This window comes from Bacillus sp. AMCV2, assembly GCF_056033925.1.
The window spans coordinates 3,206,337-3,219,265 of record NZ_JBVYIB010000002.1; the positions used below are offsets into that span (position 1 = coordinate 3,206,337).

General features: G+C 44.2%; 14 protein-coding genes. 6 read left to right on the top strand and 8 right to left on the bottom strand.

Annotation, left to right across the window (positions count from 1 at the left end):
* Positions 1–99: 99 nt before the first annotated feature.
* Complete coding sequence (locus tag AC0OMA_RS16685) at positions 100–987, top strand: LysR family transcriptional regulator (RefSeq protein ID WP_181220118.1); 888 nt, start codon at positions 100–102, stop codon at positions 985–987.
* Positions 988–1,006: 19 nt separating this feature from the next.
* On the opposite strand, the gene AC0OMA_RS16690 is transcribed toward AC0OMA_RS16685, so the two are convergent.
* From AC0OMA_RS16690 to AC0OMA_RS16705, 4 genes are all read right to left on the bottom strand, one after another.
* On the bottom strand, positions 1,007–1,294 hold the full coding sequence (locus AC0OMA_RS16690; RefSeq protein WP_003228549.1) for a YusU family protein: 288 nt from the start codon (positions 1,292–1,294) through the stop codon (positions 1,007–1,009).
* A 24-nt stretch (positions 1,295–1,318) separates the two neighbouring features.
* Positions 1,319–2,146 carry an ABC transporter ATP-binding protein gene (locus AC0OMA_RS16695; protein WP_010886609.1) on the bottom strand — a complete coding sequence of 276 codons (828 nt, stop codon included), beginning with the start codon at positions 2,144–2,146 and terminating at the stop codon, positions 1,319–1,321.
* 217 nt (positions 2,147–2,363) lie between these two features.
* Positions 2,364–2,801 (bottom strand): YusW family protein, encoded by a 438-nt coding sequence (locus tag AC0OMA_RS16700; protein ID WP_015384600.1) that lies wholly within the window; start codon positions 2,799–2,801, stop codon positions 2,364–2,366.
* 108 nt (positions 2,802–2,909) lie between these two features.
* Positions 2,910–4,706, bottom strand: coding sequence for a M3 family oligoendopeptidase (locus AC0OMA_RS16705; protein WP_047183153.1), 1,797 nt, complete (start codon positions 4,704–4,706; stop codon positions 2,910–2,912).
* Between the two features lie 133 nt (positions 4,707–4,839).
* Between AC0OMA_RS16705 and AC0OMA_RS16710 the strand changes: the two genes are divergently transcribed.
* Together AC0OMA_RS16710 and mrgA are read left to right on the top strand one after the other, a co-directional pair.
* On the top strand, positions 4,840–5,682 hold the full coding sequence (locus AC0OMA_RS16710; protein ID WP_015384602.1) for an oxidoreductase: 843 nt from the start codon (positions 4,840–4,842) through the stop codon (positions 5,680–5,682).
* A gap of 89 nt (positions 5,683–5,771) precedes the next feature.
* The gene (gene mrgA, locus AC0OMA_RS16715) at positions 5,772–6,233 is read left to right on the top strand and encodes a metalloregulation DNA-binding stress protein MgrA (protein ID WP_014477938.1); all 462 of its coding nucleotides are present in this window, start codon (positions 5,772–5,774) and stop codon (positions 6,231–6,233) included.
* A 42-nt stretch (positions 6,234–6,275) separates the two neighbouring features.
* Here the strand turns inward: mrgA and htrB are convergent, their stop codons facing one another.
* Positions 6,276–7,652 (bottom strand): serine protease Do-like protein HtrB, encoded by a 1,377-nt coding sequence (gene htrB / locus AC0OMA_RS16720; RefSeq protein WP_015483676.1) that lies wholly within the window; start codon positions 7,650–7,652, stop codon positions 6,276–6,278.
* 277 nt (positions 7,653–7,929) lie between these two features.
* Here htrB and cssR point away from each other — a divergent pair, with 277 nt between their 5' ends.
* Positions 7,930–8,607 carry a two-component system response regulator CssR gene (cssR, locus tag AC0OMA_RS16725; RefSeq protein ID WP_015384604.1) on the top strand — a complete coding sequence of 226 codons (678 nt, stop codon included), beginning with the start codon at positions 7,930–7,932 and terminating at the stop codon, positions 8,605–8,607.
* Positions 8,604–9,959 carry a two-component system sensor histidine kinase CssS gene (gene cssS, locus AC0OMA_RS16730; protein WP_003228527.1) on the top strand — a complete coding sequence of 452 codons (1,356 nt, stop codon included), beginning with the start codon at positions 8,604–8,606 and terminating at the stop codon, positions 9,957–9,959. Before cssR ends, cssS begins: the two co-directional genes overlap by 4 nt.
* Positions 9,960–9,986: 27 nt before the next feature.
* Here the strand turns inward: cssS and spxO are convergent, their stop codons facing one another.
* Complete coding sequence (gene spxO, locus AC0OMA_RS16735; RefSeq protein WP_003221681.1) at positions 9,987–10,151, bottom strand: anti-adapter protein SpxO; 165 nt, start codon at positions 10,149–10,151, stop codon at positions 9,987–9,989.
* A 167-nt stretch (positions 10,152–10,318) separates the two neighbouring features.
* On the opposite strand from spxO, the gene AC0OMA_RS16740 reads away from it, so the two are divergent.
* Entirely contained in the window at positions 10,319–11,194 is an 876-nt protein-coding gene (locus AC0OMA_RS16740) for a TetR/AcrR family transcriptional regulator (protein ID WP_003243192.1), read from the top strand.
* 39 nt (positions 11,195–11,233) lie between these two features.
* Here AC0OMA_RS16740 and fumC read toward each other — a convergent pair whose 3' ends face one another.
* Positions 11,234–12,622 (bottom strand): class II fumarate hydratase, encoded by a 1,389-nt coding sequence (gene fumC, locus AC0OMA_RS16745; protein WP_003228523.1) that lies wholly within the window; start codon positions 12,620–12,622, stop codon positions 11,234–11,236.
* Positions 12,623–12,688: 66 nt separating this feature from the next.
* Positions 12,689–12,874: a YvzF family protein gene (locus AC0OMA_RS16750; RefSeq protein ID WP_003221676.1), complete on the bottom strand. Its 186-nt coding sequence runs from the start codon at positions 12,872–12,874 to the stop codon at positions 12,689–12,691.
* Positions 12,875–12,929: the final 55 nt, after the last annotated feature.

The window sequence follows — 12,929 nt, forward strand, 5'->3', positions numbered from 1 at the left end:
TCTGATTCCATTGTAATCCAGCTTTGATGTTACGTATAATGATTGTTAAAGATACTAGATATCACTCAGATTGATAGCAAACGAACGGAGGAGTTCAAAATGGAAAGCGGAGATTTACGTGTGTTTCAAATGGTAGCCCTTGAAGGGACCATTACGAAAGCAGCCCTGCAGCTTGGCTATGTACAATCGAATGTCACGGCCAGAATTCAGCAATTGGAAGCTGAGCTGGGTACCACACTGTTTTTGCGCCATAATCGGGGCATGACACTTTCTGCAAGCGGAAAATTACTGCTGGACTACGCAAATAAAATTATTGGCCTTCTTGATGAAGCGTCTAAAGCGCTCTCATCCTCCGCAGAACCAAGCGGGCCGCTTATGATCGGCTCCACTCAGACAACAGCCGCGGTAAGGCTACCAAAGCTCCTGGCATCTTATTATGAAGAACATCCAAACGTCCAGTTGTCTTTAACAACAGGACATACGCAATTTCTCCTTGATAAAGTTCTTCGTTATGAATTGGACGGCGCGTTTATCGGATGCGAATGCAATCATCCTGAGCTCGAATCCTATCCTGCATTTGAGGAAGAACCAGTAGTTGTTTCGGCTGCCTCCGTGCCCGATGTTGAGGAAGCCATCACAAAGCCGATTCTCGTATACAGCACAGGCTGCTCGTATCGAGAAACACTTGAAAAATGGCTGCGCTCCGTCGGTGTCACACAGCCGGTCATTATGGAATTTGGGACGCTTGAAGCAATTATCGGCGGGGTTACAGCAGGTCTTGGCATCTCGTTGCTGCCAAGAACGGTTGTGCAGAAACATGAAGCAGAAGGATCAATTCGATTGTACCCGTTGCCTGAAGCTCTCAGCCAGATGAAAACAGAGTTTATTGTTCGAAAAGATTCGTTTATCAGCAGCGCGCTGAGAACCTTTATGGATTCCTTTGCGCCAGATAAAACGGCTGAATCACAAAAAAGCAGTCTGCTATAATGAACAGACTGCTTTTTGGCTATTGTTTGTTTCGATGCGCTTCATTTAACTCCTTAATATGCTGAATGATCTCTTTAATGCCCTGCTTTGCGTCGGGGTATGTCGCATTCCAATGCTTAGCGAGCGGAGGCATGCTTTTGGCTATATGGGTGTACAAAATCCATTGCTTCACTTCTTCTTTTAGCTCATCGTTTGTTTCACCAAGCAGAAGCTCAGTATACTTCTCCAGCAATCCATCCAGCTGCTCCTGAAGTTTTTGTTCCATTTTCCATCTTCCTTTCGAAAAAACAGCAAGGAGCTTTCTCAATTGAAAGCTCCTTCGCTGCGTTATTTATCCATGTGATGTGAAAGCCGCTTCCTGGACAATGCATCTGCCCCTGCCATGAGGAATGCAAAGAGGCGTTCCAAAGAGCGGGTCCTGTGTAACCTGACAGTTCATAGAAAACACATTTTGCACAAGATCACAAGTGATGACCTCTTCCGGACGGCCTTCTGCATAAATCCGTTTGTCTTTTATGGCCACAAGATGATGCGCATAGCGGCACGCCAAGTTTAAGTCATGGAGAACCATAACAATCGTCCGGTCTTCCTTTTCATTCAGCTCAAACAGCAAATCAAGAATTTCAATTTGATGCGTCATGTCTAAATACGTCGTCGGCTCGTCAAGAAGGATGATATCCGTTTCCTGGGCAAGCGTCATCGCGATCCAAGCCCGCTGGCGCTGTCCGCCTGACAAAGAATCAACGGCGCGGTCAGCCATGTCCTCAAGCTTTGTTGCTTTAAGCGCTCTTTCAACTGCTTCCTCATCCTCTTTTGACCATTGCTTCAGCCAGTTTTGGTAAGGATATCTTCCTTGCTTCACCAGCTGATGCACCGTCAGCCCCTCTGGAGCCGAAGGACCTTGGGGCAGGATTGCGAGCTCTTTTGCGACTTCCTTCGTCGGAAGCTTGGCAATGGCTCTTCCTTCCAGCAGTACTGAACCGCCTCTCGGCTTCATCAGGCGCGCTAATGAACGTAAAAGTGTCGATTTTCCGCAGCCATTGCTGCCAATAAATACGGTAATTTCACCTTTGGGAATTGTTAAATTCAACTCATCAATAATAACGGCATCCCCGTATCCTAAGCTCAGCGTTTCTGTAGAAATTGCACTCATACCCATAACCGCTCCTTTTTGCTGGCTTTTTAGCAGCACTATGTATTGCACGTTTTCTATATACATGCTTTTAAGTCAATTGTCATCAATGCAAGTGATTCCGATATTCAGCCATTTGATATGGTCATATATCCCTCATTGTAGCAGAAAACACTGACTTTGAAAATCATTTTCAATTAGTTTTATGGACATAATTGACGTTTATGGGTTTTTTATCACAAGATTACTTCTTGATTTCTCTGATGGAGCCGTCCTTCAGCTTCAATTTTAAATCGATATGATCATAATGACTGTCCAGATTAAATGCTGCCAGCACACTTTGTATCACTTCTGTTTCAGCCATTTGGTCTGTCACGGAAAGCTCGCTCAAAATCATTTTCATCTCATCCAATGCTTCTTCTCCCTCCTGATTGACACCAGAGAGCTTATCCTGTATTTCCGCTTTTTCCTGAGTCCCGTTCTTTGTATAGATTCCTTCATAACGGTTATGCTCACCATCCCCGTAGCTCACACGAAGCGAAAAATTGCTGTAGGGAACGGATTTCAGCTGGGTGACGGCTGTATTTTCTCCTTCTGCCTGCTGCTGGTCTTCATTGAGACGGCAGCCCGCAATCAGAACCACTGCGAGACATACAGCCCCGGCTGCTCTGACCAAATGCATATGTTTCCCCCCTGTAGGATTCCATTTATTTTAGGTATATCCAGAGAATGAAATCCTCATTCAGAGAAGAATTGAAAAAGCCGGGGCATATAACGCCACGGCTTTTCTTTAAGATTCGGTCATTTGCAAAAAGGTTTCGGCGTCACGCACAGCCAGCTTGATGGCATTCTCCCAGAAATCGCGCTTCGTGATGTCAGCCCCCAAATGCTTCATGGCCAAATCCTCCACTGTCATAGAAGCCGTATCTCGCAATAGCGCCATATACTTCTCTTCGAATGCGTTTTTTTCTTCAAGCGCCAGCGCGTAAATGCCAAGAGAAAACAGGTAGCCGAATGTATAAGGGAAATTGTAAAACGGCACCCTCGTGATGTGAAAGTGAAGTTTTGATGCCCAAAAAAGCGGATGATATTCTTCTAACGCATTGCAGTATGCCTCTCTTTGCGCCTCTTCCATCAGCTCATTCAAGCGGCTGGCCGGTACCACTCCCCGCTTTCGTTCCTCGTAGAATCTCGTTTCGAATAGAAATCTTGCGTGAATGTTCATGAAGAACGCAACACTTCTTTGCACTTTATCCTCCAGAAGAACAATCTTTTCTTCCCTGGTCTCGGCTTGCTGGACAGTCGCGTCCGCCACTATCATCTCTGCAAACGTTGAAGCTGTTTCTGCAACGTTCATGGCGTAGGAACGGTTTAACGGCCTGACGTCGAGCATTGCTTCCTGATGGAACGCGTGCCCGAGTTCATGCGCAAGAGTAGAGACATTTGAGGCGCTGCCCGAAAATGTCATGAAAATCCGGGATTCCCCGCTGTCTGGAAAGCTCGTGCAAAAGCCGCCGACTCTTTTTCCACTCCTGTCTTCCGCCTCAATCCAGCCGTCCCGAAACGCTTTTTCAGTGAATGAGGACAGCTTTTTGCCAAACGTTGAAAACTGGCTGGTAATGATATTTGCGGCTTCATCATACGAATAAACCTTTCCGTCAGAACCGATCGGTGCCTCGACATCGTACCAGCTGAGTTTTTCAAGGCCGAGCATGGATGCTTTCCGGTTCAAAAACTGAACGAACGGCTTCTTGTTTTCAGTGATGACCTGCCACATCGTATCAAGTGTTTCTTTTTTCATCCTGTTAATTTGCAGCGGTTCCTTCAGGACATTCTCCCAGCCGCGCGCTTTATAGGTTTCAAGCCGGAATCCCGCCAAATGATTCAGCGTGCTGCTGAAAATATCCTGCTTGCTCTCCCAAGCTTGGCGGAAACGTTCATATACTGTTTTTCTGACAGCACGGTCTTGATGGTCCATCATATTCTCCGCCTGACCGACAGACAATTGCTTGTTTTCACCGTTTTCCTCATACGGGATCGTCATTTTCCCGACAACCATATTGTATAAGTCACTCCAAGCGTGATATCCGTCCACCGCAAGGTTTCCGATCAGTTTTTCTTTACCGGGGCTAAGCTTTTCGGCAACCCTCTGTCTTCTTTCATTTAATATGTAAGATACATCGCGCAATCCCGGTTTTGTTAACAATTCATTCCACACGTCTTGATTAATGTCCACAAGTTTATGATCTAATGTAACGAGCGACGATTGAAAATCTGCGGAAAGCCGGTTCATGAGTGCCTGATGCTCTATAGCCTTTTGATCATTGATATTCTGGGCCTGGAGGCAAGCAACAAAAGCGCCGGCCTGCTGAAGCTTGACGGATGTCTGTTCGAATAAATCAAGCAACGCGGTCAGCCCTTCGGCCTCTTCAGGCGATTCAGGCACCTGAAACGCATCAGTCCTGTCTTGAAATGCACGCAGACTTTGTGACAGCTTCTCAATATATCCTTTGAATTCTTCTGATTGGCTCCCGCCCTTAAAAAATGAATCAAGATCCCATCTTTGGCCTACCCCTTGCAGCGCCATATCACAAAACCCCTTTCCTTCTTTCGTTCTATTATAGAACAATTCTGAATTGTTGTATAAAAATTTCTTTTACAGACGTCATTTCCTGTTCAGGATTGTACAATAGCTGTAGCAGTTTAATAGGAGGGTTAGGATGAATAAAAAAATAGCAATCGTAACGGGAGCGTCCAGCGGCTTCGGTCTGCTGGCAGCTGTAAAGCTTGCCCGATCATTTTTCGTGATAGCCACATCAAGACAGCCTGAAAAAGCGGAACAGCTTCGGGAATTGGCTGCAGCACACAATGTGTCTGATTCTATTCACATTACAGCTCTCGATGTCACCGATGAACAATCTATAGTCTCATTCGGAAAAGCCGTTAGTGCTTACGCCCCGATCGACTTACTCGTTAACAATGCCGGAACGGCTTATGGAGGATTTATCGAGGATGTGCCGATGGAACATTTCAGACAACAATTTGAAACGAATGTCTTCGGTGTGATCCATGTGACAAAAACCGTTCTGCCTTACATAAGAAAGCATGGCGGCGCAAAGATTATAAACGTGAGCAGCATCAGCGGACTGACCGGATTCCCAGCGCTGTCACCATATGTTTCTTCCAAGCATGCATTGGAAGGTTTTTCTGAAAGCCTTCGTATCGAGCTGCTTCCGTTCGGTATCGAAACCGCTTTGATCGAGCCGGGCTCATACAAGACATCGATCTGGACAACGTCATTATCAAATTTTATGTCGGTGCCTGCTGACGATTCAGCCTATCATCAATACTATAAAAAGATCCTTTCCTACGTTCAAAAAAACGGAGAAGAAAGCGGAGATCCCCAAGAGGTTGCCGACCTCATTTACCAATTGGCAACAAAACAGCACATAAAGAAATTGCGATACCCGATCGGAAAGGGCATCAGGCTCACCCTGCTATTCCGATCGCTTTTTCCTTGGTCTGCGTGGGAGTCTATCCTGAAGAAAAAGCTATTCAGATGACCTAAATTATAATAATTATAATTTAGTATTGATTTTTATTTAGTATATGATATAATTAAAACAACAGATCACAAGGAGGACGTTATCTTATGAAAACTGAAAACGCAAAAACAAATCAAACATTAGTTGAGAATTCAATGAACACACAATTATCAAACTGGTTTCTTTTATACTCTAAGCTCCACCGTTTCCATTGGTATGTGAAAGGGCCTCATTTCTTTACATTGCACGAGAAATTTGAAGAACTTTATGACCATGCGGCTGAAACAGTCGATACCATCGCTGAGCGCCTGCTGGCGATTGGCGGACAGCCTGTTGCCACAGTGAAAGAATACACTGAGCATGCATCTATCACAGACGGCGGAAACGAAACATCAGCTTCAGAAATGGTACAAGCATTGGTAAACGACTACAAACAAATCAGCAGCGAATCTAAATTCGTGATCGGCCTGGCTGAAGAAAATCAAGACAATGCGACAGCGGACTTGTTTGTCGGATTAATTGAAGAAGTTGAAAAACAAGTGTGGATGCTTTCCTCTTACTTAGGATAAAAAAAGCTGAACCCTATTTGGGTTCAGCTTTTTGTTTTTTTCTTAGCTTGAACGGCTTTCTGTCTGCTTGGTCAGTGTCGCGTTCAACGTTTTCGTTTTTCCCTTTCGCAGCACTTGGATTGTTGTTTTATCTCCGACTTTTAAGTCTTTGTAAAGGATCTGACGGATATCCGCACTGCTTTCCACGTCTTTACCGTTTAGTTTGACAATGACATCCTCAGATTTAATACCTGCTTTTTCTGCCGGTGAATTTGCTTGAACTTCTTTTACATAAACACCTTTGCCCAATTGATCTCCAAACAGGCCCAGCGTATTTTCCTGATAAGTTTCAGGAACTTGTGACATGTCAATCATCTGCACGCCTAAAAACGGACGGTCCACCTTCCCGTTTTGCAGCAGCTGGTCAACAATCGGCTCGACATCATTGCTTGGGATCGCAAATCCAAGTGATTCCACGCCGCTTTCGCTCACCTTCAAGCTGTTGATGCCGATGACCTGGCCGCTTGCATTGATTAATGGGCCTCCGCTGTTCCCCGGGTTGATCGCTGCATCAGTTTGCAGCACGTTCATTTCCACCGTCCCTTGTGTTGTATCCACATCAATTGTCCGGTTCAATCCGCTAATGATGCCTTGTGTCACCGTACCGGAAAACTGCTGTCCGAGCGGGTTACCGATAGCGATTACCTTTTCGCCCGTGCGCAGCTGTGAAGAATCACCAAAGCTCGCCACTTTTTTGACGTTCTTGCTGCTGATTTCCAAAACTGCCAAATCAGTAATGGTATCGCTGCCGACAAGCTTGGCAGTTTCCGTTTCTCCGTTGTATAGCGTAACAGTCAGCTTGTTCGCGCCTTCAACGACATGGTTGTTTGTAATGATATACGCTTTATTGCTGTCTTTTTTGAAAATAACACCTGACCCGGTTCCGCTTTCACTTTCTGAGCTAGAGCCTCCTCCCGTGCCGAATGTGTTATTTTGAGAGGTTTGGATATTTGAGATTCCGACAATCGTAGGCTCTAAATCCTCTACCATATCAGCGATGTTTGATGCGTTCGTTATCGGCGCCGTTGTAAAATTATCAGACTGCACCTGTTTATTTGCGGAAGCGGTCTCGGTCGCCTGATTTTGGTCTGACGGCAGATAAGGCGCGATGCCAAGCATGAGGCCCCCGCCGATAATACCGCCTAAAATCGGGCTCAGCCATGCGGCTCTCCGTTTCTTTTCTTTTTTCACAGCCGTTTCTTGCTTTTCCATTTCTAAAGCAGAAGCCGTTTCCTGCCGTCCCGCTTCATACGACACAGGCGCGTCAAGCAATTCTTGTTCAGAATGTCCTATCAGTTTCTGGTTTTCTGTATTCTGCTGTTCTGTATGTGAAGGTTCAGTTTGATGTTGATCGTTTTGGCCATCACGTCGATAATCCATGTTCTTCCACTCCTTTAACGGTTATTCATTTATCGTTACATATTCATCGCATGTACAAGTTCAATTGTCCCAATAATGAGGAGAAAAGCAAAGCACCAAAATAGAATATGTTTGATCATCCTACATCTTCCTCGCTCTTTTTCTCTTCCTTTCTTCCCTTATACATATCATAAACAAACATTGTGGGATAAAAATGAAAAGAATATGTGAAATTATGAAAATTGCCTGCCGTATGTTAAAACTAGTTTATAATGACGTTGAAAGGATGTGAAGAGCCTTGTCATACACCATTTATCTAGTTGAAGATGAGGATAACCTGAATGAACTGCTGACGAAGTATTTAGAGAATGAGGGCTGGAACATTACATCTTTTACGAAAGGTGAAGACGCCAGAAAGAACATGACACCGTCTCCCCACCTATGGATTCTCGATATCATGCTGCCGGATACCGACGGCTATACATTAATAAAAGAAATCAAGGCGAAAGATCCTGACGTGCCGGTCATTTTTATTTCCGCCCGAGATGCGGATATTGACAGAGTGCTTGGCTTAGAGCTTGGCAGCAATGACTACATTTCAAAGCCGTTTCTGCCGCGGGAGCTGATTATCCGTGTGCAAAAGCTGCTGCAGCTCGTATATAAGGAAGCTCCTCCTGTACAAAAAAATGAAATTGCCGTCTCCTCGTATCGGGTCGCTGAAGACGCCCGCGAGGTCTATGACGAAAACGGGAATATCATCAATTTGACGTCAAAGGAATTTGATCTGCTGCTATTATTTATCCATCATAAAGGGCATCCGTACTCTCGTGAGGATATCCTCCTAAAAGTGTGGGGGCATGACTACTTCGGAACAGACCGGGTCGTTGATGATCTCGTCCGGAGACTGCGCAGAAAGATGCCTGAATTGAAGGTGGAGACGATTTACGGTTTCGGCTACAGGATGATGTCATCATGAAAAACAAGCCGCTCGCGTTTCAGATATGGGTTGTCATATCCGGCATCCTGTTAGCGATATCGATTTTACTGCTTGTGTTATTTTCAAACACGTTGCGAGATTTTTTCACTAATGAAACGTATACGACGATTGAAAATGAGCAGCATGTTCTGACAGAGTACCGCCTGCCAGGTTCGATTGAAAGGCGCTATTACAGCGAGGAAGCGACGGCGCCGACAACTGTCCGCTCCGTACAGCACGTGCTCCTTCCTGAAAATGAAGAGGCTTCTTCAGACAAGGATTTAAGCATTCTGTCATCTTCATTTATCCACAAGGTGTACAAGCTGGCTGATAAGCAGGAAGCTAAAAAGAAACGTTACAGCGCCGACGTCAATGGAGAGAAAGTGTTTTTTGTCATTAAAAAGGGACTTTCCGTCAATGGGCAATCAGCGATGATGCTCTCTTACGCGCTTGATTCTTATCGGGACGATTTGGCCTATACCTTGTTCAAACAGCTTCTGTTTATTATAGCTGTCGTCATTTTATTAAGCTGGATTCCGGCTATTTGGCTTGCAAAGTATTTATCAAGGCCTCTTGTATCATTTGAAAAACACGTCAAACGGATTTCTGAACAGGATTGGGATGACCCAGTAAAAGTGGATCGGAAAGATGAAATCGGCAAATTGGGCCATACGATCGAAGAGATGCGCCAAAAGCTTGTGCAAAAGGATGAAACAGAAAGAACTCTATTGCAAAATATCTCTCATGATTTAAAAACGCCGGTCATGGTCATCAGAGGCTATACACAATCAATTAAAGACGGGATTTTTCCTAAAGGAGACCTTGAAAACACTGTAGATGTTATTGAATGCGAAGCTCTTAAGCTGGAGAAAAAAATAAAGGATTTATTATATTTAACGAAGCTGGATTATTTAGCGAAGCAAAAAGTGCAGCACGACATGTTCAGTATTGTGGAAGTGACAGAAGAAGTCATCGAACGATTGAAGTGGGCGCGGAAAGAACTATCGTGGGAAATTGATGTAGAAGAGGATATTTTGATGCCGGGCGATCCGGAGCAATGGAACAAACTCCTTGAAAACATTCTGGAAAATCAAATCCGCTATGCTGAGACAAAAATAGAAATCAGCATGAAACAAGATGATCGAAATATCGTGATCACCATTAAAAATGACGGTCCGCATATTGAAGATGAGATGCTCTCCAGCCTCTATGAGCCTTTTAATAAAGGGAAGAAAGGCGAATTCGGCATTGGTCTAAGCATCGTAAAACGAATTTTAACTCTTCATAAGGCATCTATCTCAATTGAAAATGACAAAACGGGTGTAACATACCGCATAGCAGTGCCAAAATAGACTGTAGATGTTTTGCAGTCTATTTTTTTATGTGAAAGAATAGCCGTTAAAATCTCTGTAATTTGTTTTGAGCGGCTGTTTGCATTGATGAACCCATTTTTTCTCTGACAAGGTCTGCTTCGGATATTTGACTTTCTCCACTTTGATTCCTCTGTTTCGCAAGCGGCTGATCATTTCGTCCAATTCTCTCATTCTAGATTCACCCTTTCGCTTGAGCTTTGACCATTCGGTCATCTCAATTTATAATATAAATAATACATGATAAAAAAACAAGTTACAATAAGGTTAATTTTATAACAGACGGTGTGACTATATGGTCATATCCTAGCAGGCCTCCGGGCTCCGAAAGGGTGGAACCATTGAAGGAAAAAGAAAAACTGATTATTGAAACAGCCTTAAAACTATTTGCCCAAAAAGGATACAACTCAACATCAGTCCAGGAAATCGCAAAAGAATGCAAAATATCTAAAGGCGCTTTTTATATTTATTTTCCTTCGAAAGAAGCGCTTCTTCTCTCTATGCTGAACTACTATTATGATAAAACGTTTACCCGAATTTTAAATATTAAAACGAAGGGCGACAGCCCCAGAACGGCTTACCGTAAACAGCTGACCGTCCTCTATGAAAACATTCTTGAACACAAAGATTTTATCAGCATGCAGTTGAAGGAGGGTTCTCTGCCTTACACAGAAGAAGTGGAGCAATGCGCAAAAAAAATCCGCCAGTCCTCACTTCAATTTCATATCGACAGCCTGCTGAACATTTATGGAAAAAAAGCGGAACCGTACACTGCAGAGCTTTGTTTTTTAATAGAGGGCATCAGCCAGATTTACCTGGAATGCATGATTTTGCTAGGGTACACTGTGAAGCCGTCTCAATTAGCTGATATCATTATGAATCGAATTGATGATATGGTAAAAGGCATGTCTGAACGAAACGATAAGCCTTTCATCACATTGGAAGAGGCGAGCTCTCTATTTGGGCCTCTTACGCACGGACGGCCTGACCCGCTGACTGAATCGATTGTGAAAAGCCTACGTGACAAAATTAACAGCTTAAACACAAACTCCTCTCTTGAATTATCGGAGAGCTTGGACATACTTGAAGCAGAAATGAAGAAAAAAACACCGAAGCTGGCGATCATAAAAGGAATGATTCATAATCTGACGGAGTCTGAAGCTCTCGCCAAAGATGCGGAGCAGCTTAAATATTTATTAAAACAGCAACATATTTAGAAGAACGGCTGCTTAAAAAGCAGCCGTTTTTTCTTTCTATTACGCCTTTGGTTTTACCATGTCTTCCGGCTTAACCATTTCGTTAAATTGCTCCTCTGTCAGCAATTCAAGCTTCAAAGCTGCTTCTTTGAGCGTCAATCCCTCTTTATGGGCAAGCTTGGCGATTTTCGCCGCGTTTTCATAACCGATATGCGGGTTCAGCGCCGTAACAAGCATTAATGAATTTGACAGGTTTTCCTGAATGGTTTCTTTATTAGGCTCAATACCGACAGCACATTTATCATGGAATGAATTCATGCCGTCACTGAGCAGCTGCACAGATTGCAGGAAGTTGTAAATAATAACAGGCTTAAACACGTTCAGTTCAAAGTTCCCCTGACTCGCCGCAAAGCCGATTGTCGCATCGTTCCCCATGATTTGCGCTGCGATCATTGTTAACGCTTCGCTTTGTGTCGGGTTGACTTTACCAGGCATAATGGAGCTTCCCGGCTCATTTTCAGGAATGACGATCTCCCCGATGCCGCAGCGAGGTCCGCTTGCGAGCCATCTGACATCGTTCGCGATTTTCATTAAGTCAGCCGCAAGCGCTTTTAATGCGCCATGCGCATAAGTGATTTCGTCATGGCTTGTCAGCGCGTGGAATTTATTGGGTGAACTGCTGAACGTTTGGCCGGTCAGCTTAGTGATCTCTTCTGAGACAAGCTCTCCAAACTCTGGGTGGGCGTTGATACCCGTTCCGACAGCCGTTCCACCAATTGCAAGCGCACGCATTTTATCTGTCGCTTCCAAAATCATTTCCTTCGAACGGTCCAGCATGTGAACCCATCCGCTGATTTCCTGTCCGAGGGTCAGTGGCGTAGCATCCTGAAGATGCGTGCGTCCGATTTTGACAATATCATTGTATGCTTTTGCTTTTTCATCCAGTGTATTGCGAAGCTGATCAAGCGCCGGCACAAGCTGCTCGTAAACAGCCAAAACAGCGGCAACATGCATCGCAGTCGGGAATGTGTCGTTTGAGCTTTGGCTTCGGTTCACGTCATCATTTGGATGAATCGTTTGATCAGAGTTCTTCTCTTTTAATAAAGCAGTCGCACGGTTGGCTACCACTTCGTTCATGTTCATATTGCTTTGTGTGCCGCTTCCGGTCTGCCATACGACAAGCGGGAAGTTATCATCATACTTGCCTTTGAGCACATCATCACAAACCGCTGCAATCGCTTCTGCTTTTTCAGCATCCAGATTGCCGAGGCGTTTATTAGCTAGAGCAGTGCTTCGTTTCAAGATTGCAAACGCCTTCACAACACGCATCGGCATTTTTTCAGAACCGATCTTAAAGTTCTCCTTGCTTCGCTGTGTTTGGGCGCCCCAAAATTTATCAGCAGGAACTTTTACTTCTCCCATGGTGTCTCGTTCAATTCTGTATTCCATTTATGTATCCCTCCATAACGGTTGCTTCAATAGATCATAATTCGCCAATGACACAAAAAATCCTTTTTATTTTTCGATCTTGGCAGATTTTAATTTTAATTCAAGATATACGCGGGAATCCTTTGAATATTTGTATTTTGGATTCGTCCTTCCGTACTCCTTTGATGTATAAGAGACATCATAATGCTTTTCAAATGATCTAATGAGCTGTTCAATTTCTTCTTGTTTTCCAGCTAGCCTTACCTGTGCCACTTCGTATCCTCCGCTTTCATAAAAAAACTTACTCCATGAAATACTCTAACACAGT